This is a genomic window from Mycobacterium celatum (genome assembly GCF_002101595.1).
Taxonomy (GTDB): Bacteria; Actinomycetota; Actinomycetes; order Mycobacteriales; family Mycobacteriaceae; genus Mycobacterium; species Mycobacterium celatum.
This window is the reverse complement of record NZ_LQOM01000016.1, coordinates 205,359-229,710: the sequence shown is the minus strand read 5'-3', so window position 1 is coordinate 229,710 and position 24,352 is coordinate 205,359. Positions and strand designations below refer to the sequence as shown.

21 protein-coding genes and 2 pseudogenes are annotated in these 24,352 nt (G+C 68.1%); 15 read left to right on the top strand and 8 right to left on the bottom strand.

The annotated features are described in order from the left end of the window. Nucleotides 1-46: 46 nt before the first annotated feature. On the bottom strand, nt 47-1,003 hold the full coding sequence (locus tag AWB95_RS04855; protein WP_062541334.1) for an electron transfer flavoprotein subunit alpha/FixB family protein: 957 nt from the start codon (nt 1,001-1,003) through the stop codon (nt 47-49). 40 nt (nt 1,004-1,043) lie between these two features. Further along, nucleotides 1,044-1,844 (bottom strand): electron transfer flavoprotein subunit beta/FixA family protein, encoded by an 801-nt coding sequence (locus AWB95_RS04850; RefSeq protein WP_062541333.1) that lies wholly within the window; start codon nt 1,842-1,844, stop codon nt 1,044-1,046. A gap of 207 nt (nt 1,845-2,051) precedes the next feature. Between AWB95_RS04850 and AWB95_RS04845 the strand changes: the two genes are divergently transcribed. From AWB95_RS04845 to AWB95_RS04785, 13 genes and pseudogenes are all read left to right on the top strand, one after another. Beyond that, the gene (locus AWB95_RS04845; protein ID WP_062541332.1) at nt 2,052-2,843 is read left to right on the top strand and encodes a class I SAM-dependent methyltransferase; all 792 of its coding nucleotides are present in this window, start codon (nt 2,052-2,054) and stop codon (nt 2,841-2,843) included. A gap of 17 nt (nt 2,844-2,860) precedes the next feature. Continuing rightward, the gene (locus AWB95_RS04840) at nt 2,861-4,363 is read left to right on the top strand and encodes a 1,4-alpha-glucan branching protein domain-containing protein (protein WP_085167785.1); all 1,503 of its coding nucleotides are present in this window, start codon (nt 2,861-2,863) and stop codon (nt 4,361-4,363) included. Nucleotides 4,364-4,451: 88 nt separating this feature from the next. Continuing rightward, a complete protein-coding gene (locus AWB95_RS04835) occupies nt 4,452-5,675 on the top strand; it encodes a glycosyltransferase family 4 protein (RefSeq protein WP_085167783.1) in 1,224 nt (407 codons plus the stop codon). A gap of 37 nt (nt 5,676-5,712) precedes the next feature. Further along, nucleotides 5,713-7,073 (top strand): annotated as a pseudogene (locus tag AWB95_RS04830) (TIGR01777 family oxidoreductase). A 211-nt stretch (nt 7,074-7,284) separates the two neighbouring features. Then, entirely contained in the window at nt 7,285-8,385 is a 1,101-nt protein-coding gene (locus AWB95_RS04825) for a polyprenyl synthetase family protein (RefSeq protein WP_099539520.1), read from the top strand. Further along, nucleotides 8,382-9,911 (top strand): phytoene desaturase family protein, encoded by a 1,530-nt coding sequence (gene crtI, locus AWB95_RS04820; protein WP_062540906.1) that lies wholly within the window; start codon nt 8,382-8,384, stop codon nt 9,909-9,911. The genes AWB95_RS04825 and crtI overlap by 4 nt, the downstream gene beginning before the upstream one ends. Then, a complete protein-coding gene (locus tag AWB95_RS04815) occupies nt 9,908-10,870 on the top strand; it encodes a phytoene/squalene synthase family protein (RefSeq protein ID WP_062540907.1) in 963 nt (320 codons plus the stop codon). Before crtI ends, AWB95_RS04815 begins: the two co-directional genes overlap by 4 nt. Further along, nucleotides 10,867-11,190 carry a lycopene cyclase domain-containing protein gene (locus AWB95_RS04810; RefSeq protein WP_062540908.1) on the top strand — a complete coding sequence of 108 codons (324 nt, stop codon included), beginning with the start codon at nt 10,867-10,869 and terminating at the stop codon, nt 11,188-11,190. Before AWB95_RS04815 ends, AWB95_RS04810 begins: the two co-directional genes overlap by 4 nt. After that, nucleotides 11,187-11,498 carry a lycopene cyclase domain-containing protein gene (locus tag AWB95_RS04805; RefSeq protein WP_062540909.1) on the top strand — a complete coding sequence of 104 codons (312 nt, stop codon included), beginning with the start codon at nt 11,187-11,189 and terminating at the stop codon, nt 11,496-11,498. Before AWB95_RS04810 ends, AWB95_RS04805 begins: the two co-directional genes overlap by 4 nt. After that, nucleotides 11,485-13,020: an FAD-dependent oxidoreductase gene (locus tag AWB95_RS04800; protein ID WP_062540910.1), complete on the top strand. Its 1,536-nt coding sequence runs from the start codon at nt 11,485-11,487 to the stop codon at nt 13,018-13,020. The genes AWB95_RS04805 and AWB95_RS04800 overlap by 14 nt, the downstream gene beginning before the upstream one ends. Beyond that, nucleotides 13,017-14,012 carry a DUF5914 domain-containing protein gene (locus AWB95_RS04795; protein WP_062540911.1) on the top strand — a complete coding sequence of 332 codons (996 nt, stop codon included), beginning with the start codon at nt 13,017-13,019 and terminating at the stop codon, nt 14,010-14,012. Before AWB95_RS04800 ends, AWB95_RS04795 begins: the two co-directional genes overlap by 4 nt. Before the next feature lie 7 nt (nt 14,013-14,019). Further along, nucleotides 14,020-14,451, top strand: coding sequence for a DUF2784 domain-containing protein (locus AWB95_RS04790; RefSeq protein ID WP_062540912.1), 432 nt, complete (start codon nt 14,020-14,022; stop codon nt 14,449-14,451). A 167-nt stretch (nt 14,452-14,618) separates the two neighbouring features. After that, nucleotides 14,619-15,176 (top strand): MarR family winged helix-turn-helix transcriptional regulator, encoded by a 558-nt coding sequence (locus tag AWB95_RS04785; RefSeq protein WP_062540918.1) that lies wholly within the window; start codon nt 14,619-14,621, stop codon nt 15,174-15,176. Here AWB95_RS04785 and AWB95_RS04780 read toward each other — a convergent pair. Genes AWB95_RS04780 through AWB95_RS04770 form a run of 3 tightly spaced genes read right to left on the bottom strand, consistent with a single transcriptional unit; the run spans nt 15,127 to nt 17,928 of the window. Beyond that, nucleotides 15,127-16,377, bottom strand: a complete 1,251-nt coding sequence (locus AWB95_RS04780; protein ID WP_062540919.1) for a glycosyltransferase — start codon at nt 16,375-16,377, stop codon at nt 15,127-15,129. The genes AWB95_RS04785 and AWB95_RS04780 overlap by 50 nt on opposite strands. A 4-nt stretch (nt 16,378-16,381) precedes the next feature. Further along, a complete protein-coding gene (fni, locus tag AWB95_RS04775; RefSeq protein ID WP_062540913.1) occupies nt 16,382-17,428 on the bottom strand; it encodes a type 2 isopentenyl-diphosphate Delta-isomerase in 1,047 nt (348 codons plus the stop codon). Continuing rightward, nucleotides 17,425-17,928, bottom strand: coding sequence for a TspO/MBR family protein (locus AWB95_RS04770; protein WP_062540914.1), 504 nt, complete (start codon nt 17,926-17,928; stop codon nt 17,425-17,427). The genes fni and AWB95_RS04770 overlap by 4 nt, the downstream gene beginning before the upstream one ends. A 122-nt stretch (nt 17,929-18,050) precedes the next feature. Between AWB95_RS04770 and AWB95_RS04765 the strand changes: the two are divergent. Then, nucleotides 18,051-20,114, top strand: a pseudogene (locus tag AWB95_RS04765) (MMPL family transporter); the annotation flags it as partial. Here AWB95_RS04765 and AWB95_RS23595 read toward each other — a convergent pair. Together AWB95_RS23595 and AWB95_RS04755 are read right to left on the bottom strand one after the other, a co-directional pair. Continuing rightward, nucleotides 20,038-21,432, bottom strand: coding sequence for a cryptochrome/photolyase family protein (locus AWB95_RS23595; RefSeq protein ID WP_084707215.1), 1,395 nt, complete (start codon nt 21,430-21,432; stop codon nt 20,038-20,040). The pseudogene AWB95_RS04765 and the gene AWB95_RS23595 overlap by 77 nt on opposite strands. An 84-nt stretch (nt 21,433-21,516) precedes the next feature. Next, complete coding sequence (locus AWB95_RS04755; protein WP_062540916.1) at nt 21,517-22,254, bottom strand: acyltransferase; 738 nt, start codon at nt 22,252-22,254, stop codon at nt 21,517-21,519. A gap of 124 nt (nt 22,255-22,378) precedes the next feature. On the opposite strand from AWB95_RS04755, the gene AWB95_RS04750 reads away from it, so the two are divergent. Continuing rightward, on the top strand, nt 22,379-23,644 hold the full coding sequence (locus tag AWB95_RS04750) for an outer membrane protein assembly factor BamB family protein (protein WP_085167781.1): 1,266 nt from the start codon (nt 22,379-22,381) through the stop codon (nt 23,642-23,644). Between the two features lie 5 nt (nt 23,645-23,649). Here AWB95_RS04750 and AWB95_RS04745 read toward each other — a convergent pair whose 3' ends face one another. Further along, the gene (locus AWB95_RS04745) at nt 23,650-24,342 is read right to left on the bottom strand and encodes an esterase (RefSeq protein WP_085167722.1); all 693 of its coding nucleotides are present in this window, start codon (nt 24,340-24,342) and stop codon (nt 23,650-23,652) included. Between the last annotated feature and the right edge of the window lie 10 nt (nt 24,343-24,352).

Below are 24,352 nucleotides of genomic sequence, written 5' to 3'. Positions count from 1 at the left end.
CGCGAAAGCCCCCAATTCGCAACGGAATTGGGAGCTTTGCGTCTGCTCAGCCCTTGCGGGCCTTGACCGCCTCGGTCAGCTGCGGGGCAACCTTGAACAGGTCACCGACCACGCCATAGTCGGCGATCTCGAAGATCGGCGCTTCTTCGTCCTTGTTGACTGCGATGATCGTCTTGGACGTCTGCATGCCGGCGCGGTGCTGGATCGCCCCCGAGATGCCCAGCGCGATATAGAGCTGCGGCGACACCGTCTTACCCGTCTGACCGACCTGGAACTGGCCCGGGTAGTAGCCGGAGTCGACGGCGGCGCGCGACGCGCCCACCGCGCCGCCGAGCGAGTCGGCCAATTCCTCGACCACGCTGAAGTTTTCGGCGCTGCCCACACCGCGGCCACCGGACACCACGATGCTGGCCTCGGTGAGCTCGGGGCGGTCGCCGGCCACCGCGGGCTCGCGAGAGGTGACCTTGGCGGCGTTCTCGGCGGGCGCGGGTACCTCGACGGTGACCTGCTCGCCCGCGCCCTCGGCCGGTTCGGCGTCGATTGCGCCGGCCCGCACGGTGATCACCGGGGTGTCGCCGTTGGCCTGCGCCTCCACGGTGAACGCGCCACCGAAGATGGAATGCACGGCCTTGCCGCCTTCCTTCACGTCGACGACGTCGACCAGCAGCCCGGAGCCGATCCGCGCGGCCAGCCGGCCGGCAATCTCCTTGCCGTCGGCGCTGGCGGCCAGCAACACCGCCGCCGGTGACGACGATTCGGCCAGCGCGGCCAGCACGTCGACCTGCGGTGTGATCAGGTAGTTGTCGACGACGTCGGACTCGGCGACGTAGATCTTCGCAGCGCCGGCCGCCTTCAGCCCGTCGACCAGCGGCGCGGCCGTCCCGGGTGTACCGACCACGACAGCCGCGGGCTCACCCAACCGGCGGGCCGCGGTGAGCAGTTCTGAGGTGACTTTCTTCAGCGCGCCTTCGGCGTGCTCGACGAGCACCAGTACTTCAGCCATGAGTGTGTTCCGTGTCTTTCGGGTTTGTGGTTAACGGGGTTTAGATGATCTTCTGCGCAACCAGGTATTCGGCGATCTTGGTGCCGCCGTCGCCCTCGTCGGTGACCTTTTCACCGGCGGTCTTGGGCGGCTTGGGGGTCGCCGAGAGCACCGTCGACCCCGCGTTGGCCAGCCCGACCTCGTCGGGCTCGACGCCGATCTCGGCCAGGGTCAGGACGGTGACTTCCTTCTTCTTGGCGGCCATGATGCCTTTGAACGACGGGAAGCGCGGCTCGTTGATCTTCTCGTTGACGCTGACCACTGCCGGCAGCGACGCCTCCAGCGTGAACACGCCGTCGTCGGTCTCCCGCTCGCCGGTGATCTTGCCGCCCTCGACCGAGAGCTTGCGCAGGTGAGTGAGCTGGGGCAGGCCGAGGTATTCGGCGATGATGGCCGGGACCGCGCCGCCGGTGCCGTCGGTGGACTCGTTACCGGCGATCACCAGCTCGGTGCCTTCGATGGTGCCCAGGGCACGCGCCAGCGCCCAGCCGGTCTGGATAACGTCGGAGCCGCGCATGCCGTCGTCCTTGAGGTGCACGGCCTTGTCGGCGCCCATCGACAACGCCTTGCGGATCGCCTCGGTGGCCCGCTCGGGGCCGGCGGTCAGCACGGTCACCGATCCCTCGACGCCGTCGGCGGCCTCTTTCTCACGGATCAGCAGCGCTTCTTCGACAGCGCGCTCGTTGATCTCGTCCAACACGGCGTCGGCGGCCTCACGGTCGAGTGTCCAGTCGCCTTCCTTGAGTTTCCGCTCCGACCAGGTGTCCGGGACCTGCTTGATCAGGACCACGATGTTCGTCATGAGTGTGCTTCGTCCTCCTCGAGGGAGTCCTGCAGCCGGAGGCGACAGGACCTTGGTCACGTGCTACTCGACCGCAAACGCATGTTACTAGCTGGTAACTTTGTGCGGTTCGCTCTCACACCATAGCGGGTCGTGCTCGCTCGATTGCCCGCCCGTCTGCGGTGACCCATTCGCGTTCCAGCCACTAGGGGCTAGCCTGCCTATCCAATGAGTGCATTCGTCCCCGACGTCCCCGGCACGGCCCCCGCCGATGCCGGATTGATGCTGACCGGCGAGCGCACGATCCCGGGTCTCGACGTGGAGAACTACTGGTTTCGCCGCCACGAGGTGGTCTATGAGCGGCTGGCGCCGCACTGTGCGGGCCGCGAGGTGCTCGAAGCCGGCTGCGGCGAGGGCTACGGCGCCGATCTGATCGCCGGGGTCGCGCGCAGGGTCATCGCGCTGGACTACGACGAGGCGACTGTGGCCCACGTCCGCGCCCGGTACCCGCGGGTGGAGGTGATGCACGGCAATCTCAGCCGGCTGCCGCTGCCTGACGCGTCGGTGGACGTCGTGGTCAATTTTCAGGTCATCGAGCATCTCTGGGACCAGGCGCAGTTCGTCCGGGAATGTGCCCGGGTGCTGCGTCCGTCCGGGCTGCTGATGGTGTCCACCCCCAACCGGATTACGTTCTCGCCGGGCCGCGACACCCCGATCAACCCCTTCCACACCCGCGAGCTGAACGCCGAGGAGCTGACCGAGCTGCTGGTCGACGCCGGATTCGGCGTGGACGGCGTGTACGGGGTATTTCACGGGCCCCGGCTGGCCGAGATGGACGCCCGGCACGGCGGCTCGATCATCGACGCCCAGGTGGCGCGGGCGGTGGCCGACGCACCCTGGCCGGCCGACCTGCTGACCGACGTCGCCGCGGTCACCACCGCGGACTTCGACCTGGTCGACGCTGCAGACCGCGGCATCGACGAGAGCCTCGATCTGGTCGCAATCGCGGTGCGCCCGTGACGAACCGAGTGCCGGGCATGTTCACGCTGGTGCTGCACACGCACCTGCCGTGGCTGGCCCACCACGGCCGCTGGCCGGTCGGCGAGGAATGGCTCTACCAGTCGTGGTCGGCGGCGTATCTGCCGCTGCTGCGGGTGCTGGAGGCCCTCGCGGCCGAGGACCGGCGCGGCGTGGTCACGCTGGGCATGACACCGGTGGTGACCGCGCAGCTCGACGACCCGTATTGCCTCGACGGCATGTACCACTGGCTGGCCAACTGGCAGCTGCGCGCCACCGAGGCCACCACGCTGCCAGAGCCGTTGCGCGCGTTCGGAATTCGCGAGCGTGCCGAAGCCGAGCGCGCTCTCGAGGACTTCGCCACCCGATGGCACCACGGCGGCAGCCCGCTGCTGCGCAGCGTGATCGACGCCGGCACGGTCGAACTGCTCGGCGGCCCGCTGGCCCACCCGTTCCAGCCGCTGCTGGCGCCGCGGCTGCGCGAGTTCGCGCTGCGCGAGGGCCTGGCCGACGCCCGGCACCGCCTCGCGCACATCCCGACCGGAATCTGGGCACCCGAATGCGCCTACGCCCCTGGGATGGAAAACGACTACGCCGCAGCAGGAGTCGGTCATTTCATGGTCGACGGCCCGTCGCTGCACGGCGACACCGCGCTGGGCCGGCCGGTGGGCGAGACCGACGTGGTGGCGTTCGGCCGCGACTTGCAGGTCAGCTACCGGGTGTGGTCGCCGAAATCCGGCTACCCCGGACATGCCGCCTACCGCGACTTCCACACCTACGACCATCGCACCGGGCTGAAACCGGCCCGGGTCACCGGCCGCAACGTGCCCTCGGACGCCAAGGCGCCCTACGACCCCGAGCGGGCCGATCGCGCGGTCGACGGCCACGTCGCCGATTTCGTCGACGTGGTCCGCGACCGGCTGACCAGCGAATCCGAGCGGATCGGCCGCCCGGCGCATGTAATAGCCGCCTTCGACACCGAACTGTTCGGGCATTGGTGGTACGAGGGACCGGTGTGGCTGGCGCGGGTGCTGCGGGCGCTGCCGGAGGCCGGCGTGCGGGTCGGCACCCTGAGCGACGCGATCGCCGAGGGCTTCGTCGGCGACGCGGTCGAATTACCGCCCAGCTCTTGGGGTTCCGGCAAGGACTGGCAGGTCTGGGCCGGCGAGAAGGTGGCGGACCTGGTGCAGCTCAACACCGAGGTCGTCGACACTGCACTGAGCACCGTCGACAAGGCGCTGACCCAGACCGCGTCGCTGGACGGGCCGATCCCGCGCGACCAGGTGGCCGACCAGATTCTGCGCGAGACGCTGCTGACGGTGTCCAGCGACTGGCCGTTCATGGTGAGCAAGGACTCCGCCGCGGACTATGCCCGCTACCGGGCGCACCTGCACGCGCACGCCACCCGGGAGATCGCCGATGCGCTGGCGTCGGGCCGCCGGGAGGTCGCGCAGCGGCTGGCCGACGGCTGGAACCGCGCCGACGGGCTGTTCGGCGCGCTGGACGCGCGGAGGCTGCCATGACTTTCTTCCGCGAGCGTGCGTGTCCCCGGCCCGACACGCCGCCGCCCGCCCGTTTTTGCGCACGCTCGCGCCAAAGGTGGGCCTGCCCGTGAAGATCCTGATGGTCTCGTGGGAGTACCCGCCGGTGGTGATCGGCGGCCTCGGCCGCCACGTCCATCACCTGGCCACCGCGCTGGTCGCGGCCGGCCACGAGGTCGTCGTGCTGTCGCGTCGCCCGGCGGGCACGGACCCGAGCACGCACCCGTCGTCCGACGAGATCAGCGAGGGCGTGCGGGTGGTCGCGGCTGCACAGGATCCGCACGAGTTCACCTTTGCCAACGACATGATGGCCTGGACCCTGGCGATGGGCCACGCCATGACCCGCGTCGGGCTGGCGCTGGACTTCACCCCCGACGTGGTGCACGCGCACGATTGGCTGGTTGCGCATCCAGCGATTACGTTAGCCGAATACTTCGACGTGCCAATGGTTTCCACGATCCATGCCACCGAGGCCGGTCGGCACTCCGGCTGGGTTTCCGGCGCGATCAGCAGGCAGGTACACGCCGTCGAGTCGTGGCTGGTGCGCGAATCCGATTCGCTGATCACGTGTTCGGCATCGATGCGCGACGAGATCACCGAGCTGTTCGGACCCGGGCTGACCGAGATCACCGTGATCCGCAACGGAATCGACGCCGCCCGTTGGCCGTTCGCACCGCGGCGCAATCGCACCGGCCCGCCGGAACTGCTGTATGTGGGTCGGCTGGAATACGAGAAGGGCGTGCACGACGCGATCGCCGCGCTGCCCCGCATCCGACGCACTCATCCCGGTACCACGCTGACCATCGCCGGGGAGGGCACCCAGCAGGACTGGCTCGTCGAGCAGGCCCGTCAGCACCGGGTGCTCAGGGCAACAAGGTTTTTGGGACGGCTCGACCACGAGGAACTTTTGGCGGCCCTGCACCGCGCCGACGCCGCGGTGCTGCCCAGCCACTACGAGCCATTCGGGCTCGCCGCGCTGGAAGCCGCCGCGGCCGGAACCCCGCTGGTGACAACGAACATCGGCGGCCTGGGTGAGGCGGTGATCGACGGGGAGACCGGGATGTCGTGCCCGCCGCGCGACGTGGCCCGGCTGGCCGGCGCGGTGCGCGCTGTGCTCGACGATCCCGCCGCCGCACAGCGTCGCGCGTACGCCGCGCGCGAACGGCTCACCGCCGACTTCGACTGGCACACCGTGGCCGGGGAAACCGCGCAGGTGTACCTGGCGGCCAAGCGTCGCGAACGCCAGCCGCTGCCGAGGTTGCCGATCGTCGAGCACGCGCTGCCGGACCGCTAGATCGGCGCGGGCCCGGTTCGGCCGGTAACGTCGAGCGATGGGTCTGGTCTATTCGAGCGTGGTCGACGCGCCGCGCGACAAGGTCTTCGCTTGGCACGGCCGGCCCGGTGCGTTGGCGCGACTTTCGCCGCCATGGCAGCGGCTGCGGATAGTCACCGAGGCCGACTCGCTGCAGAACGGCCGCGCCGTATTAGCGCTGCCGGGCGGTCTGCGCTGGGTGGCCCAGCATCGGGCGGAGTACTTCGATCCCCCGCGACGTTTCGTCGACGAACTCAGCACTGCCGGTCTGTCCTCGCTGCCGGCGCGCCTTACCGTGCGCTGGCGACACACGCACGACTTCGAAGAAGTCGGCACCAAGGCGACCCGGGTGATCGATCGCGTCGACACGCCGGTGCCGGCGATCGCGTTGCGGGCGATGTTCGCCTACCGGCACCGCCAACTGGCCGACGACCTCGCCGCCCACCAACGAGCGGCCGCGCATGGCCTGGCTCCGGCCACGGTTGCAGTGACGGGGTCATCCGGCCTGGTCGGCTCGGCGCTGACCGCCTTCCTGAGCACCGGCGGTCATCGGGTTATCCGGCTGGTGCGTCACCCGGCAACCAGCGGCTTTGAGCGACAATGGAATCCAGACGATCCCGACCCGGGCATTCTCACCGGGGTCGACGCGGTGATCCATCTGGCCGGCTCCTCGATCGCCGGACGGTTCACCGATGCGCACCGACGCGCGATTCGCCAGAGCCGGATCGGCCCCACCCGGCGACTGGCAGAAACAATCGCCCGCATGAGCGATCGTGGGCCGACCCTGGTGTGCGCCTCGGCGATCGGCTACTACGGCTATGACCGCGGCGACGAAGTCCTGACCGAAGACAGCGACCGCGGCGACGGATTTCTCGCCGACGTCGTTGCCGACTGGGAGGACGCCTGCTCGCCCGCCGAACAAGCCGGTGTGCGGGTGGTGCGGGTGCGCACCGGGATCGTGCAATCCCCCCGCGGCGGCACCTTGGGCCTGCTGCGGCCGCTGTTTCGCGCAGGGCTCGGCGGACGCGCGTGGGCGACGGCTCGCAGTGGCTGTCCTGGATCGGGATCGACGACCTCGTCGACATCTATCACCGTGCCCTGTGGGACACCGAACTGCGCGGACCCGTCAACGCCGTCGCCGCAGAACCGGTCCGCAATGTCGACTACACCCGCACGCTCGCCCACGTCCTGCACAGGCCCGCGGTGTTGCCGGTGCCACCGCTCGGCCCGAAAGTGTTGCTCGGCGAACAGGGGGCACGAGAACTGGCCTGCGCGAGCCAGCGTGTACGCCCGCGCCGCCTGCAGCTCGCCGGGCACCGGTTTCGTCACCCCGAACTTGCACCGGCTTTGCGTCACATGCTGGGCCGCACCGGCGCTTAGCGTCGGGCCGCCACTCCCCAGGCCGTTGAACCCGGAAAAACTAATTTCACTAAATTGATGTTTAAGAAACTGAACTACAGGGCATAGACTGTCGGGACCGTGCGCGTCCGCATAGCCAGAGGAGTAGCACCGCGTGACTTCGATCAGTTCGGGCCGGCGTATCGCGGAAGCCTCGGGGAGAGTGCCAGTGGGCAGGACACCTGCTCTTTCGGTGGTGCCCGCGGCAACCACCACTGTGGACCGCCGGGCAGACATCGACGTGTTCAGCGCCTGGCGAACGGAACTGCGCCGCAGCGTGCTGGCGAAAGTCGGCGAATTCGTCGCCGAACGCGCCGCCGAGCTGGACAGTTCGGGAGTCGACGGGGCGGGCGATGTGTTGATGGAGTTCGTGTCCGGCGGCAAGTGCCTGCGGTCGACATTCATGTATTTGGGTTGGCTGTGCGGCGCGGACCCCAGCGATGCGGCCCTGTCGGCGGCAGCCAGTTTGGAATTGCTGCACGCATTTGCGTTGCTGCAGGACGACGTCATGGATGAGTCGGATTCGCGCCGGGGCAGCGCAGCGGTGCACGTCCAGTTCGCCCGCTGGCATCGCGAGCGTCGGCTCTCCGGATCGTCGCGCCGGTTCGGTGAATCCGCGGCCGTCCTGTTGGGCGACCTGTGCCTGATCTGGGCTGAGCAGATGTTGCGGGAATGCGGTATCGAGAGTCGGCTACTGGGCCTGGCCTGGCCGCGCTACGACGCCATGCGCACCGAACTCGCGCTGGGTCAATTCGCCGATCTGGCAAGCGATATCCGTGACCTTCCGCCGTTCGACGCGGTGCTTGAGGTGGCGCGGCGCAAATCCGGCAACTACACGGTGCGCCGGCCGCTGGAGATCGGCGCCGCGATGGCCGCGTGCGGCGATCGCACGTTGTCACAGCTCGGTCGATACGGTTCGGCAGTCGGCGAAGCGTTTCAGCTTCGCGATGACCTCTTGGGCGTCTTCGGCGCACCGGCAGTCACCGGTAAACCGAGCGGCGGAGATCTGCTGGAGCGCAAGGCAACCAGCGTCATCGTCACCGCACACCGGATGGCCGACGCGCCGACCCGTCGCGAGCTGACCGAACTGATGGACAGCGATGAGCTGCCCGGCGCCGGGCTGGACCGCTGCCGCTCACTGATCCGGGCCACGGGTGCCGTGCAGTGGATCGAAGAGCTGATCAGCGGGAGGGTCGACTTCGCGCGAAATGTGCTGAGCGACATGATGGTCGACGAGTCGGTTCGCACCGCGCTGGCCAGCATGGCCAACGTCTGCACCGAGCGGGCCGAATGAGCAGGACGCACGCCATCCGCGGACGCACCGACCACGTGGTGGTCGTCGGTGCGGGGTTGGCGGGCCTGTCGGCGGCGCTGCATCTAGCCGGCCGGGGCCGGGCCGTCACGGTGGTCGAACGCCACCCGTGGCCGGGTGGACGCGCAGGCCGCCTGGACGTCGACGGCTACCGCATCGACACCGGCCCGACCGTGTTGACCATGCCGGACGTCATCGACGCCGTCTTTGCCGCAGTCGGTGAAACACGTTCCGGGCGACTGGATCTGCAGCCGGTCGAACCCGCCTACCACGCCTCGTTCGCCGACGGCAGCCACATCGACGTCCACAGCGACCAGCAACAGATGACCGCCGCCGTCGAAGAGTTCGCCGGCCACGAGCAGGCCGCAGGCTACCGGCGGCTGCGCGATTGGCTGACCCGGCTGTACCGCATCGAGTTCGACGGGTTTATCGCCGCAAACTTCGATTCACCGCTTTCGCTGCTGACCCCGCAACTGGCCCGGCTCGCCGCGATCGGCGGGTTCCGCAAGTGGGACACCATGGTCAAGCGCTACATCACCGACCCGCGGCTGCGCCGGGTGTTCACCTTCCAGTCGCTGTATGCCGGTGTCGCTCCTCAGGATGCGCTGGCGGCCTACGCCGTGATCGCCTACATGGACACCATTGCAGGCGTCTATTTCCCGCGTGGCGGCATGCGGGCGCTGCCCGATGCGCTGGCGGCGGCGGCGTCCGACGCCGGCGTGCAGTTCTGCTACGGCTCCACGGCCACCGGCCTCGAGAGGGCGGGCCAACGGATCACCGGGGTCAACACCGACCAGGGTCAGCGAATCGACTGCGACGCAGTGGTCCTGACCACCGAACTGCCGCAAACCTACGCCCTGCTGGGACGTACACCCCGTCGGCTGCGCGCGCTGCGCCCGTCACCGTCGGCGGTGGTGGTCCACGTCGGGTGCCGCCGGGTGTCCCCGGCGACCGGGCACCACACGATTCTCTTCGGCGCCGCGTGGCAGCAGACGTTCACCGATATCGTCCGCGACGGACGGCTGATGTCCGACCCGTCACTGCTGGTTACCCGTCCGACCGCGAGCGATCCCGGGCTCGCACCCGCCGGCCGCGACCTGCTGTACCTGCTCGCCCCCGCGCCCAACTTGGCCACCGGCAAGGTCGACTGGGCCCGGGACGGCGCGACGTACGCCGACAGCATCGTGGAGGCGGTGCGCGAGCGACTGTTGCCGGATGTGCGCGACGACGCCGAAGTCCTCGAGGTCGTCACGCCCGAGGACTGGAAGCGTCAGGGAATGGTGGCCGGCACACCGTTCGCGCTCGCGCACACATTCGGTCAAACCGGGCCCTTCCGTCCCGCCAATACGGTGCGCGGCATCGAGAACGCGGTATTGGCAGGGTCTTCGACAGTGCCGGGCGTGGGCGTTCCGACTGCGCTGATCTCCGGGCGGCTGGCCGCCGACCGAATCACCGGCATCGTCGGCTCGTCCATTCGACACCTCGACCTGAAAGCGCGGTCGGCATGATCCGCAGTGAGTTGAACGCCGCCGGCATCGACGGTCCGCGGTTGCGTGACGCGTACCGCCGCTGCCGCGACATCAACGCCAAGCATGGCCGCACCTTCTTTCTGGCGACCCGGTTGTTGGCGCCGGACCAACGACCGCCGGTGCACGCGCTGTACGGGTTCGCGCGTCATGCCGACGACATCCTCGACGACCTCGATCCGGCGCTGGGCACCGAGGTACGGGCCGAACGGCTTGCCCGACTCGCCGAGCAATTCTTCTGCGGCGGCGAGCACTATGACCACCCGGTGCTCGCGGCGGTCAGCGACACCGCGCGCCGGTACGGCATCGACGCCGCACTTTTCGACGACTTCCTGGCGTCGATGCGGATGGACCTGACCGTCACCGACTATCCGGACCGCGATGCGCTCAACACGTATATGCGCGGTTCAGCGGAAGCCATTGGCCTGCAGCTTCTTCCGATACTCGGCACGGTTGTGCCCGCCGAAGAGGCCGCCCCCTATGCGGCAGCACTCGGGAGGGCGTTTCAGCTCACCAACTTCTTGCGTGACGTCGACGAAGACCTGATTCGCAACAGGGTTTATCTGCCCGCTGACGAACTCGCCGCCCACGGCGTCGATCGCGAACTGCTGATGTGGTGCCACGACAACCGTCGCACCGACTCTCGTGTTCGCGGCGCGCTGGCAGCTCAGCACGACATCACCCGGCAGTGCTATCGGCTGGCCGCCGACGGGATTGCCATGCTCGCACCGCGATCCCGGCCTTGCGTGGCGACCGCATTGACGCTGTACTCGGAGATTTTGGACCGCATCGAGGACAGCGGCTTCGCGGTGTTCGGCCGCCGTGCCACGGTTGGCGCCGCGCGACGGCTTCAGGCCGCCGGTGTCGGCCTTGTTCGCGCGTGGCGAGCACGCGCCGGTGCCCCGAACGGATCTGCGAGCCAAAAAGCGGGCGCCGCATGAGCGATCGATGCCAATACCTGTTGGTGCTCGCCGCTTGCCTGGCCATCACCGCACCGTTGGAGGTCTTCGGTCGCGGCGTCTACCGTCAGCCGCGGCGGCTGCTTAAGGCGGTGTTGCCGGTCGCGGCGGTCTTCCTGATATGGGACGAGGTGGCCATCGCCGGCAGGGTATGGACGTACGACTCCGCCTACATCAGCGGCTTGACCGTTCCATTCGGAGTCCCGATCGAGGAGGTGTTGTTCTTCGTCGTGGTCCCGCTGTGCGCACTGCTGACCTACAACGCGGTGAGCACCATTCTCGATCGGGTGAACCGCCGGTGACTGGGTTGGGTTACACCGCGCCGGCCGTCCTGGCCGTTGTCGCCGTCTGCGCGCTCGAATTGATGCTGTTGCGCACCGGGCTGTTTCGCCGCGCCGCCTATTGGCTGTCGATGCTCATCGTGGTCGGCTTCCAAGTCCCGGTGGACGGCTGGCTGACCAAACTCAGTGCCCCGATCGTCAGCTACGACGGTCGGCAGATCACCGGTCTGCGGTTTCCGTTCGACATCCCCGTCGAAGATTTCCTGTTCGGCTTCGCGATGGTCACCGCGGTGCTGCTGCTCTGGGAACGCCAGCGTGCGCGCCGGTAAGGCCGACAGGCGTCGCCAAACCCACCGGGCGCCAACCGGACTGCCCAGCGCCAGCGCGCTCTCGTCGCGGCCGCGCGCCGTGGTGGTCGGTGCCGGGATCGCCGGGCTGGCCGCCGCGACAGGGCTGGCCGAACACGGCGTTGCCGTGGAGATTATCGAACGCGAGACCTACCTCGGCGGTCGGGTGGGCGGCTGGACCGAGAGCCACCACGGGACCGACTTCGCGATGAATCGCGGTTTTCACGCCTTTTTCCGCCAGTACTACAACCTGCGCGCCCTGTTGCGCCGGGTCGACCCACATCTGCGCATGCTGACACCGGTCGACGACTATCCGCTCGTCGACGCCGCGGGCCGGCGCGACAGCTTTCGCGGCCTGCCGCGCACCCCGCCGTGGAACGCCCTGGCGTTCGCGCTACGCAGCCCGACGTTCCGGCTTCGTGACCTGGCCCGGATCGAGGTGCGGGCGGCAGCGCCGCTCGCGACCGTGTCGGTGCCGCAGACCTATCACCGGCTTGATCACGTCGATGCCGAAACCTTCTTGAAGGACATCAATTTCCCCGACGCTGCAAGGCATCTGGCGTTCGAGGTGTTTTCGCGCAGCTTCTTCGCCGATCCGGCGCAACTGTCGGCCGCCGAGCTGGCCACGATGTTTCACATCTACTTTCTGGGCTCCAACGAGGGACTGATCTTCGACGTGCCCACCTCGAACTACGACACTGCGCTGTGGCGACCGCTGCGGCAATACCTGACCGAACGCGATGTGCGGTTCAGGCTGCACACCGAGGTGCTGCGCGTCGAGGCCAACTCAACGAAAACCTTTCGGGTACACATTGACTCCGGCGAACACCTCGACGCCGACGCCGTGGTGCTGGCCACGGATGTCGCGGGGCTGCAACGTATCGTGGCAGCCTCGAGTGACCTGGCCGATGAGTTGTGGCGAGCCCGCATCCGGCGGATGCGCAACGCGCCGAACTTCGCGGTACATCGGCTGTGGCTCGACCGTCCGGTTTCGCCAAACCGGCCGGCGTTCCTGGGCACCGCCGGCCACAAGCCGCTGGACAACATCAGCGTGCTGGAGCGCTACGAACGCGAAGCCGCCCATTGGGCGCAGGAGCAACACGGCTCTGTCGTCGAATTACATTGCTATGCACTCGGATCCAGGGCATCGGGCAAGGCCGCTCTTCGTCGACTGCACGAACTGTATCCCGAAACCACGCAGGCGGAGGTCGTTTTCGAACGTGTGCTGCAGCGCAACGACTGTCCGCTGTTCGCGCCGGGCTCCTACGCTCATCGCCCGACTGTCGTCACTCCGCAACCGGGGTTGGTGCTGGCCGGCGACGCGATCCGCATCGATCTGCCGGTGGCGTTGATGGAACGCGCGGCGACGACGGGATGGTGGGCCGCCAATACCTTGCTGACACGATGGGGCGTCGCCGGCCACCCGCTGGAGACAGTGCCCACCGACGGGCGATGGCGGCCACTGCGATGGCTCGCCAGCCGTGAAATGCAGAGGCTCAGATGACTATTCGCGGTCAATTGCGGAGACGCTGGCCGAAGGACTGGCCGCTGCAGGTCCTTTCCCCCATATCATGGGCAGCGCAGCAACCCACCTATCGCGACGCCCAGCCGGCGATCATCGACGCCGCGCTCGAGCGGTCCCAGCGTCGCGCCACCGGGAACTGGTATGTGTTCGCCGCCAGCCGCGACGTGCGGACCGACCGTCCGCTGGGCGCGACGGTCGCGGGCGTCGAGATTGTCGCGTGGCGTGACCGGCACCGCCGATTGCGGGTCGGCCCGCGCAGCTGCCCGCACCTCGGTGCGGACCTGGCAACTGCCTCCGTGCAAGGCGGAACCCTGATCTGCCGCTGGCACGGCCTGTCCTTCGACGGCGACTCTTGCGACTTCGGCTGGTCCCCGTTGCCCAGCTATGACGACGGGGTGCTGGCGTGGGTGCGACTCGACCGGGCCGGCGGTGAGACGCCGCTGGACCGGCCGGTGCTCCCGCCGCGACCGACCGGCGACACGGTGCACGCGGTGGCCCGGGTAGTCGGTGTGTGCGAGCCGTGCGACGTCATCGCCAACCGGCTGGACCCCTGGCACGGCTCGTGGTTCCACCCGCGTTCGTTCACCCGCCTGCAGGTGCTGACCACGCCGACGCCGGAGGCGGATCGGTTCCTGGTCGGGGTGACGTTCCGCATCGGGCCCCTCGGCGTACCCGTCGTCGCCGAGTTCACCAGCCCCGAGGCGCGTACCATCGTAATGCGTATCGTCGACGGCGAAGGAACTGGCAGCGTGGTCGAAACTCACGCCACCCCAACCGGTTTGGACGAATACGGGCGGCCGCGGTGCACGGTGACCGAAGCCGTCGTCGCACACTCCGCGCGGACCGGCTTCATCAGAGCACGCCGCGCCGGCCCGCTGCTCAGCGCACTGATGGGTTACGCCGCTGCCCAACTGTGGCGCGATGACATCACCTATGCCGAACGGCGTTATCACTTGCGGTCGCGGCAGTGACCACACCATGAGAAGGCTCCATGTCGTCGCCGTCGTGGCCATCGTCGTCGCGCACTTCGCCTACCTGATTTACCTGCCGAGCGGGGGCTTTTTGGCGCTGCGCCGGCCGCGCACCCTCGTGCTGCACGTGCCTGCCGTGTTGTGGGGTGTCGGCGTGGTCTACTTCGGGCTTCCCTGCCCATTGACCCGCCTCGAGCAGTGGGCCCGCGAGCGGGCCGGCCTGGCCCGATTGCCGGAATCCGGATTCGTCGACCGCTACATTGCCGGCGTCTTCTACCCCGCCGACCGGACCGGCACTGCGCAGACCGCCGCGTTCGTCGCGGCCGCCGTTTCTTGGCTGATGCTGGCGGTCCGGCACGGCAGGTTGGAAGTGACGCTGAAAGCAGGGCGGGGCAGAGTCTCCGCCGCCCCGGGGCGGGTATGCCCGCTGGCCACGTAGCGTCACAGCGAATGCAGCCGGCGTCGATCAGGAAGCCGGCGGTTGATCGGTCACCGTGCAGCGGGTGCCGATACGCTGATCGGCACACCGCCGAAGAGGGACGCAGATAAGTGGCCAAGCGTGGCACCGGTAAGACCCCGTCGCGCCGGCAAGAGCTGGAAAAACTGATGTCCGCAGACATGCGGGCAATCACAGCTCAAGCCGACCGCATCGGTCGTCACTTTGCGCGCAGCCACCGGGTGAGCGACAGCGATTTTCATGCATTGCTGCACATCATGGTTGCCGAAACTTCGGGAGTGCCGCTGACCCTCGCCGAACTTCGAAAGCGGATGGGCGTATCGGCGGCCGCTATCACCTACCTGGTCGACAGGATGATCGACGCCGGCCATATCCGCCGCGAGCCCGATCCGGCGGATCGAAGAAAGGCGCTGCTGCGCTACGAGGACAGCGGTATGGCGTTGGCGCACAACTTCTTCAGCCCGCTGGGTGCGCACCTTCGATCCGCGCTCGCCGATCTGCCCGACAAGGATCTGGTGGCCGCACACCGGGTGTTCACCGCAATGATCGCGTCCATGTCGACCTTCGAAGCGGAATTGCATTCCCCCCCAACGGAACCGCGGTCGGACAAACGCGGTTCCGCAGCGGCCGATGGCGGTCGCAAAGCGGCCAAGCGCACTACGGAGCGACCCTCGACACGTTCTGGCCGAGCACCCGCTGCTCGATGAGATCGGCTCCCCGCGCGACGCCGCCGGTCGCGGCGAAACCGGCGGCCACGCGACGTACGCCGTCGGCCATCGTCATCGCCTCGCGGACCTTCGCCCGCAACCGCGCCGGGTTGAGCTTCTTCATCGGCAATCGGGTACCGCAACCGGCCACCTGCACCCGGCGTGCGACCTCCGCCTGGTCCCGCGCGAACGGCACCACACATACCGGCACACCGCGGTCGAGCGCCTTGACGGTGGTGCCCATGCCACCGTGGGTGATTGCGCAACACGCGCGGTCGAAGATCACGCTGTGCGGGGCGAATTCACGCACTGTCGCGTTGGCCGGCCGGGGCAGCCCCGCGGGAACACCCGCCGGGAAGGTCGCGACGACGTGGACCGGCTCGTCGGCGAGCGCCTGCAGTGCGACCCGCCCGAGATCGCTGTCGGCCTGCTTGATCGAAGACGTGCTGACCAACACAATCGGCTGATCAATGTCGGCGATCCAGGCCGGCGGGTCTGCCGGCGCGGGTTCCGACGCACACGCGCCGATGAGGTGCACGCCGTCGCCCCAATCCGGGTGGGGGTATTCGAACGGTTCGCCACCCACCGCCAACAGAAGCGGCGCCCGGCGCATGAGCTCATCGACAGAGCCGACGGCACCGACCCCCAACCGCGCCCGAATAGCATTGACCGGCGGTAAGACTCGGCGATCGAAGAGGCGCGAGACGATCGGGCGCATGCACGCGTCGCGAACAGCGCCGACAACGCCCGGCAGCGGCCGCAGGCCGGGGCCGAACGGCGGTACACCACGCGACCTCACATAGGGAGTGAACGGTGAAAACACCAGCCAGGGACGGTCCTGCGCCTCCGCCAACGACATGGCGCCCCAGCAATTGGCGTCGATGATCACCGCATCGGGCTGTTCACACCGGATTGCCCGCGCTAAGTCGTCGACTTCGAGAACGGCTCGTCGGCACAGCACATCGATCGACATCGTCAGCACGTCGAGCGCGTTGCGCGCCAACCAATCCTGGCCGGCGACGGCTTCGATGCGCGGGTCGACGGGCTCGGCATGCAACCCCATCGTCCGCGCGCGGGCTACGCCCGCCGCCATTGTGCGCAGATGAACCCCGTGACCACGTGCAGCCAGCTCAGACAGCAGCGCGCTGATCGGAAGCAGATGGCCCAGCGCCGGCGAGCCGTAAGCGAGTATTACCGCCATGGTGTCATTGCACGGCAGCCAACCGGATTTGCCGCAAAGCCGCCAGATCGGCGGCACCACATCCGTGCAGGCAGATCGCCAGCTCGTCGATGAACTGTTGCAGCCGATCGACGACGGCCTCCGCGGATTCGGTCGCCGCCTTGAGCAGCGGCCAGGCAATCGCTACCACGTCAGCCCCCAAGGCAATCGCCTTGACGGCGTCCATGCCGGTGCGGATCCCGCCGGAAGCAACCAACGGCATCTGGGGCAACGCTTCACGGACCTCGACGACCGCGCGTGCTGTCGGAATACCCCAGTCGGCCAACTCGGGATAGCGCAGCTCCCCGTAGCGGACTAGCTGCTCGACCGCCGACCACGACGTCCCACCGGCGCCCGCCACGTCGATTGCTGCGATCGGCGGCTCGGTGAACAGCCGGGTCAACTCTGCGACCGCCGACGCGCCGATACCGTGCCCGACCTCCTTGAGCAATAACGGGTAGTCGAGCTCGGCGGCAACATCGCACAGCCGGTTCAGTGAGCCGGAAAAGTCTGTATCGCCGTGGTGCTGCATCGCCTCTTGCAACGGATTCGTATGCACCGCAAGCGCGTTCGCGCCGACGCGGTCGAGCGCCTTGGCGATATCGGGCGCCGCATCCTTCGTCAGCTGAGACAATCCGATGTTGCCGAACAGCAGAACGTCCGGCGCCACGTCACGGACGGTGAAGCTGCCCGCGGCCCGCTCACCGCGTGCACTGTCGAGCATGATGCGCTGCGAGCCGAGCATCATGCCGATGCCCAGCCTTTGTGCTGCCGCAGCAAGATTCCGATTGATGGTGCCCGACAACCTTGCCCCGCCGGTCATTGCACCGATGAGCACCGGCGCGCGCAGCGTCGCGCCCAGAAACTGCACAGACAGGTCGATGTCGGCAAGGCTGGTTTGGGTCAGCGCGTGGTAGGGCAGTCGATAGCGCTCCAGCCCGGTTGTCAGGCTCGGGTAGCCGACGTCCGCGTCGAGGCAGACGTCGATGTGGCGTCGCTTGCGCGTGGTGATGGCTGCGGGATCGGCTGTCATCGAGAACCACGCCTGCGCCGCCGGTTGAGCAGCCAGATGTGGGTGGACAGCACGGTAGCGAAGGCACACCACAGCGGGTAAAGCCCCAGCGCAGCGCCGGTCGCGCCGCGCACAGCCACCGCCCGGCGGGTCAGGTCGGCGCTGCTCGCGGTCAACGCGGCGGCCACGGCTGCGGCCGCGGCCAAGTGGTGGCGATTGAAGAAAATCCACGACCAGCTCCCGTTGAGCACGAGGTTGAGCGCGAGCGCTGCCTGGTAGGCGCGGGCCTTCTCCGCCTGGTGGTCGTCGTGCAGCTGGTCGATGGCGGATGCCGACACCAGCGCGATGTCGGCGTAGAGGGTTGGCCACACCACCGGAAACACTTGTGCCGGCGGTTGATAGGACGGTTTACGCAGACGGGCGTACCACGGCGACCGAACCGACGGTCCGCTGGCCAGGCCACCGACTACCGCGGCGCCGGCCGCAGATACGGCCGTAGCCGTCAGCGTCGAGATGCGCATCTGTTTTCCTTCGGTGTGATCGCGTCACCCGCTGCCGCGAGTTCGCCAGGATAGGAGAATACCCACAAAGCAGCTGGATTATTAAGTTTCTTAATGATTAATTCGATGAAAGGCTGGCCAGAATGCTGCGGGACCGCCACTCCGCTCTCGTGACAACCCGTCGTTCCTGGTTGCTGGCCTCGGCAATCCTCCTGGTCTCGGGTGTCCTCATGGCTTTGGCCGGCGACAACAACGCGGCCGGCCAGTCGCCTGTCTCGTTGCCCGGCTCGTCAGATTCCGCCAAGGCCGCGGCGGCGCTGTCCCGATTTCCCAGCGGCGATTCGGCATCGACGATTCTGGTCAGCACGCGACGCGACGGGGCCGCACTGACGTCCGCCGACCTGGACGCCACCGAGTGGGCACGCGACCGCATGCAACGGGTTGCGCAGGCTCGCCATGGCGCGGCGTCACCCGTGACGGTCTCCGCCGACGGCAAAGCGGCAATCACCGCGGTGCCGTTGAGCGCCGAACTGTCCGGCTTCGGGCTCGACGACGCCGTGAAAGCGCTGCGAACGGCCGCCGCCGACGGGCTGCCACCGGATCTGACCGTGCACGTGACGGGCGGACCGGCGTTCGGCGCCGACATCGCCAACGCTTTCTCCGGCGCCAACATCACCCTGCTGGTGGTGACCGCCATAGTTGTCGCGCTCCTGCTGGTGGTCACCTATCGCTCACCGGTGCTGTGGCTGCTGCCGCTGGCCGTGATCGGGTTCGCCGACCGGCTCGCCGCGGTGGTAGGCACCGTTGTCGCCGAGGCGAGCGGGCTCACCTTCGACGGCGCCACCTCGGGCATCACCAGCGTGCTGGTCTTCGGCGCCGGCACCAACTACGCGCTGCTGCTGATTTCCCGCTACCGCGAAGAGCTGCGCACCGAAGCCGATCACCGCACCGCGTTGCGGCGCGCGGTGCGCGCCGCCGGTCCGGCGATTCTGGCGAGCAACGCCACGGTCGTGCTCGCGCTGCTGATGCTGATGCTGGCGGTGACACCGAGCACCCGAAGCCTGGGTCTCTGTGCGGCCTGCGGCCTGCTGGTGGCGGTGGTCTTCGTGCTGTTCGTCTTACCGCCGCTGCTGGCGTTGTGCGGCCGGCGTGTGTTTTGGCCGTTGATCCCCCACGCCGGTGATACCCGGGCAACCGCGACCGGCGTGTGGCATCGCGTCGCCGATGCGGTGAGCCGCCGGCCCGCCGCGGTGTGCGCGGTCGCGGTCACCGTGTTGGCCGCGTCGAGCGCAGGGCTGCTCGGCACACGCATCGGGCTGTCGCAGACCGAACAGTTCCGGGTGCAAGCCGACTCGGTTTCGGGATTTCAGACACTGGCGGCCCATTTTCCGGGGGGTGCGTCCGACCCCACCGTCGTGATTGCGGCCACGGAACGGGCAACGCAAGTGCAGCAGGCGATCGCCGCGGTTCCCGGCGTCGTCGCGGCGACACCCGCGGGTCGGTCGCCCACCGGTTCGACAAAGTGGTCGGTGGTCATCGACGCGGCTCCTTCCACCGACAAGGCGTTCAGTATTGTTGGTGCCCTGCGTAATTCGGTGCGATCGGCAGATCCGGGCGGATTGGTCGGAGGGGCGGATGCGCAGGCATCCGACATCCGTGCGGCCGCCACGCGCGACCGCGCGGTGTTGATCCCTGCGATTCTGGTGACGGTGCTCGTCGTGCTTTACGTGTTGCTGCGGGCTGTGCTGGCACCGCCGGTGCTGGTCGCGGCCACGGTCCTCAGCGCTCTGGCCGCGCTGGGTCTGGGCGGCTGGGCCAGCATCCACGTATTCGGCTTCCCTGCCCTGGACAACAGCACGCCGCTGTTCGCCTTCTTGTTCTTGGTGGCGCTCGGCGTGGACTACACCATTTTCCTGGTGACCCGTGCGCGGGAGGAGACCCCCGACTACGGCGCGCGCGACGGCATGGTCCGCGCGGTCTCGGCGACGGGCGGGGTGATCACAAGTGCCGGAATCGTTTTGGCGGCGGTGTTTTGCGTGCTCGCCGTGTTGCCGTTGATCGTCTTGACTCAACTGGGCATCATCGTGGGGCTCGGCATCCTGCTGGACACCTTCGTCGTTCGCACCCTCGTCATTCCGGCGCTTTTCGCGATCGTCGGGGTGCGGATCTGGTGGCCGGTTTTCCGTCGATCCCCTGATAGCGGCGAAGCGCCTCCGCGCGTTCCCGACTGTGGTCGACAATCGGATCCGGATAGCCGCGCGGACGCTGTCCGCCCTTCAGGTGGACGTCATCGACGTCAGCCAATTCCGGAACCCAGCGCCGAATGTAATCGCCTGCAGGATCGAACTTCTGACCCTGCGTCGTGGGATTGAACACCCGAAAATAGGGAGCGGCGTCGGTGCCGCATCCCGCAGCCCATTGCCAGCCGTGCTGATTGTTGGCCATGTCGCCGTCCACCAACTGCTCCAGAAACCAGCTCGCGCCCCATTGCCACGGCAGGTGCAGATCCTTGACCAGAAACGACGCGACGATCATCCGCACCCGGTTGTGCAAGAACCCGGTCTGGCGAAGCTGGCGCATGCCCGCATCGACGATCGGGAACCCGGTCTCGCCGTTCTTCCACGCTTGGAAGCTGCGGTCGGCGTCGGGTCCGGTGTCGGTTTCGATGGCGTCGAAATCACGGTTCCAGTTCCACCACGCGCTGCGCGGCCAGTGATGTAGCACCGCTGCGTAGAAGTCGCGAAATGCTAACTGGCGCAAGTATGCTCGTGGGCCGGGACCACGCAGATCGAGGTCGCGCGCCATGGTCCGCGGGTGAATCGTGCCGAACTTCAAGTGGGCCGACATCCGGCTGGTGCCGTCGCGGTCCGGCCGGTTGCGGTCGTCGGCGTACCGCTGCAGGCCGTCCTCGGCGAATCGCTGCCACTGCCGCAGCGCGGCAGCCTCGCCCGCCGAGACGTCGAGTTGCGCCCCCGGGTCGGGAATTGCGGTCGGAGCGGCTACCGTCTTCGGCAGTCGGGCCGGATCGAGCCAGCGTGCCGTGTCGCGCCCCGATTTCGCGGGCGCTCGCCAGCCGACGTCGCGCCACCGACGAAAGAACGGGGTGAACACCTTGTACGGGGTGTGGTCGTCCTTTACCACCCGCCCGGGCGAAACCAGGTAGGGCGATCCCGTCGCCACCAAAGGCACCTTTCCCAGCGCGGCTTGCACCCGGTCGTCGCGGCGCCGCCCGAAAGGCGCGAAATCCTGCGAGACATGCACAGCCGACGCATGGATTTCGTTGGCAATCGCGGGGATTCGCTCTTCTGGTCGTCCACGCGTCACCAGCAGCCGACCGTCGAGGTCGTCGCGCAGTTGGCGTAACGAGTCGCCCAGGAATTGCAGGCGGCGCCGGCCCGACGAGGCTTCCAGTCGTGGATCCAACACGAAGCAGGCGAGCACCTCGTCGTGTTCGGCGGCGGCCGCTGTCAGCGACGGCAGGTCACCCAACCGCAGATCTCTGCGAAACCACAGCACGGTCGGCATCCTGGTCCTGCTCCTATTGACGCCCGGCCCGCGGCGAACGCGGGTTCGGGCAGCAGCCCGGACCCCTGGACCGCCACGTCACAGTCAGCGGGCGGCCTTTTTGCGTTCGATGTCGGCCAGCGCCGCGGCCAGCTCGGCTCGCTGCGCGGCCGACGTCTCCCACGCCAACTGGCGGTTTTTCACCACCTTGGCCGGTGCGCCCACCGCGATCGAGTAGTCCGGGATGTTGCCCTTGACCACCGCGTGCGATCCGAGCACGCAGCCACGGCCGATGGTGGTGCCGCGCAACACCGTCACCTTGGCCGCGATCCAGGTGTCCGGCCCGATGCGGACCGGGCCCTTGACGATGCCCTGGTCTTTGATCGGCATCGTGATGTCGTCCATCCGATGGTCGAAGTCGCAGATGTAGCACCAGTCCGCCATCAGCACCGAATCGCCGATCTCGATGTCGAGGTAGGTGTTGACGACGTTGTCGCGGCCCAGCACCACCTTGTCGCCGAATCGCAGCGAGCCCTCGTGGGCGCGGATGGTGTTCTTGTCGCCGATGTGCACCCAGCGGCCGATCTCGAGCTGGGCCAGTTCCGGGGTGCAGTGGATCTCCACACCCTTTCCGAGGAACACCATGCCGCGCGTGATGATGTGCGGGTTGGCCAGCTTGAACTTCAGCAACCGCCAATAGCGGATCAGGTACCACGGCGTGTAGGCGCGGTTCGCCAGCACCCATTTGAGCGATGCCAGCGTCAGGAACCTGGCCTGGCGTGGGTCACGCAGCCGCGATCCCCGCCACCGGCGATGCAGGGGCGCTCCCCACATGGTCGTCATGGCCGGAGAGCTTAGTCGGGCAGCTATGCGGGACGAAGCCGGGCGTTGCGGCATATGTGGCCGTGCAACCGTTACTCTCAGCACCGTGTTCTGGCGCACCCGCTTTCCGTCGCGTGTGCGGATCATGAACACCCTGGCCGCGGTGGTGTGCTTGACGCTCGCCGGTTGCCGAAACACCGACTCCTGGGTGGAAGCCGCGCCGGCCCCGGGATGGCCGGCGCAATACGGCGACGCGTCCAACACCAGCTACACCGCCACGACCGGTGCGACCGCGCTGAAGCTCGGCTGGACGCGGTCGGTGAAGGGCAGCCTGGCCGCGGCGCCGGCGTTGAGCGGCAGGGGGTGGATGGCGCTCAACGCACAAACCCCCGGCGGCTGTTCGCTGATGGAATGGGAGAACGACGACAACGGCCGGCAGCGTTGGTGCGTTCGCCTGGTGCAGGGCGGCGGCTTTGCCGGCCCGCTGTTCGACGGCTTCGACAACGTCTACGTCGGCCAGCCCGGGGCGATGATGTCCTTTCCGCCCACCCAGTGGACCCGCTGGCGCGCACCGGTGATCGGAATGCCTTCCACCCCAAGGATTCTCAAAGACGGTCAGCTGCTGGTAATCACCCATCTGGGCCAGGTGCTGGTGTTCGACGCGCACCGCGGCACCGTGGTGGGCAGCCCGCTGGATCTGGTGGAAGGCGTCGACCCGACCGATCCCACCCGCGGACTTTCCGATTGCGCTCCGGCCCGATCGGGCTGTCCGGTCGCAGCCGCGCCCGCGTTTTCCGGGGCGAACGGGACGGTGGTGCTGGGCCTGTGGGAGCCCGGCGCGAACGCGGCGGTGCTGGTCGGCCTGAAGTATCACCCCGGGCAAAACCCGCTGCTCACCCTAGAGTGGACCAGCGACGCCGTGGCGGCCGGTGTGCTCGCCAGCCCGGTGCTATCCGCCGACGGCTCGACCGTCTACGTGAACGGCCGCGACCAACGGCTCTGGGCGCTGCACGCCGCCGACGGAAAGCCGAAATGGTCGGTGCCGCTGAAGTTCCTGGCGCAGACGCCGCCCACCCTGACGCCAGGCGGGCTGATCGTGTCCGGCGGCGGTCCCGACACGCAGCTGGTCGCCTTCAAAGACGCCGGCGACCACGCGGAGTTGGTGTGGCGCCGCGACGACGTCAACCCGCTGTCCACGTCGAGCCTGGCCGGAACCGGCGTCGGCTACACCGTGGCCAAAGCCGAACGCGGCATGTCGCTGCTGGTCTTCGATCCCGGTGACGGGCACACCCTCAACAGCTATCCGCTGCCCGAGGCCACCGGCTACCCGGTGGGGGTGTCGGTCGGCCACGACCGCCGGGTGGTCGCCGCCACCAGCGACGGCCAGGTGTACAGCTACTCGCCGGCGTAAGGCCGCTACACCGTCAACGGCGGGATGGCGTTGCGCGGCACCTGCGCCTGGGTGGGGCCGGCGAAGGGCGGCAGCAGCTCGCCGGGGGCGAAGTAGAAGATCAGCGAGTCGTCGGTGATAGCAAAGTTCTGGTAATGCGACGAGTCCAGGCCGGTGCCGGGCGGGATCGCGGCGCCCAGCCCCGTCTGCCGGCTCAGCTCCCGCTGGACGATCGGATAGATGGCGTCCAGCGGCTTGCCCCCGGGCGCGAACAGCGTGTCGAAGGTGACCGGCTGGCGTTTGTCGAGGTCGTAGTTGAAACCCTTGTAGAAGGTCGACGGCCGCGGACCGCCCAAGTCTTCGAACACCTTGAGCACCACGCTCTGGGTGCCCTTCGGGGGTTTGCCCGAGTGGTACTGCTCGGACGTCACTTCCATCTGGTAGGGCTGGTCGCGGATTCCCGACGTCTGCGCGACGTTGACGAACCCGTCGCGGTTCTGGGTGAGGTAGTCAGTCAGGGCCTGCTGGTCGGGATAGTCGACCGGGAACTTCATGTCGAGCGTGTAGGTGGTATTCGAGGTGTGCACGTGACACGTTTGCCCGCTCTCGAGGCTGCCGCCCAGGCTTGCGCAGGACGGGTCGGCGACCGCCCGCGGCCCGCACGCCCAGCCCACCAGGGCTCCGGCCGCCAGCAGCGCGGTCGCGATCACAGTGTGCATCGTCGATGTG

Coding starts and splice junctions, on each gene's coding strand:
- AWB95_RS04815 (WP_062540907.1), top strand. CDS start 9,908: ATGATCCGCAGTGAGTTGAACGCCGCCGGCATCGACGGTCCGCGGTTG.
- AWB95_RS23595 (WP_084707215.1), bottom strand. CDS start 21,432: ATGCCGACCGTGCTGTGGTTTCGCAGAGATCTGCGGTTGGGTGACCTG.
- fni (WP_062540913.1), bottom strand. CDS start 17,428: ATGACAGCCGATCCCGCAGCCATCACCACGCGCAAGCGACGCCACATC.
- AWB95_RS04850 (WP_062541333.1), bottom strand. CDS start 1,844: ATGACGAACATCGTGGTCCTGATCAAGCAGGTCCCGGACACCTGGTCG.
- AWB95_RS04810 (WP_062540908.1), top strand. CDS start 10,867: ATGAGCGATCGATGCCAATACCTGTTGGTGCTCGCCGCTTGCCTGGCC.
- AWB95_RS04790 (WP_062540912.1), top strand. CDS start 14,020: ATGAGAAGGCTCCATGTCGTCGCCGTCGTGGCCATCGTCGTCGCGCAC.
- AWB95_RS04845 (WP_062541332.1), top strand. CDS start 2,052: ATGAGTGCATTCGTCCCCGACGTCCCCGGCACGGCCCCCGCCGATGCC.
- AWB95_RS04750 (WP_085167781.1), top strand. CDS start 22,379: ATGAACACCCTGGCCGCGGTGGTGTGCTTGACGCTCGCCGGTTGCCGA.
- AWB95_RS04745 (WP_085167722.1), bottom strand. CDS start 24,342: ATGCACACTGTGATCGCGACCGCGCTGCTGGCGGCCGGAGCCCTGGTG.
- AWB95_RS04755 (WP_062540916.1), bottom strand. CDS start 22,254: ATGACGACCATGTGGGGAGCGCCCCTGCATCGCCGGTGGCGGGGATCG.
- AWB95_RS04780 (WP_062540919.1), bottom strand. CDS start 16,377: ATGGCGGTAATACTCGCTTACGGCTCGCCGGCGCTGGGCCATCTGCTT.
- AWB95_RS04770 (WP_062540914.1), bottom strand. CDS start 17,928: ATGCGCATCTCGACGCTGACGGCTACGGCCGTATCTGCGGCCGGCGCC.
- AWB95_RS04840 (WP_085167785.1), top strand. CDS start 2,861: ATGTTCACGCTGGTGCTGCACACGCACCTGCCGTGGCTGGCCCACCAC.
- AWB95_RS04855 (WP_062541334.1), bottom strand. CDS start 1,003: ATGGCTGAAGTACTGGTGCTCGTCGAGCACGCCGAAGGCGCGCTGAAG.
- crtI (WP_062540906.1), top strand. CDS start 8,382: ATGAGCAGGACGCACGCCATCCGCGGACGCACCGACCACGTGGTGGTC.
- AWB95_RS04795 (WP_062540911.1), top strand. CDS start 13,017: ATGACTATTCGCGGTCAATTGCGGAGACGCTGGCCGAAGGACTGGCCG.
- AWB95_RS04785 (WP_062540918.1), top strand. CDS start 14,619: ATGTCCGCAGACATGCGGGCAATCACAGCTCAAGCCGACCGCATCGGT.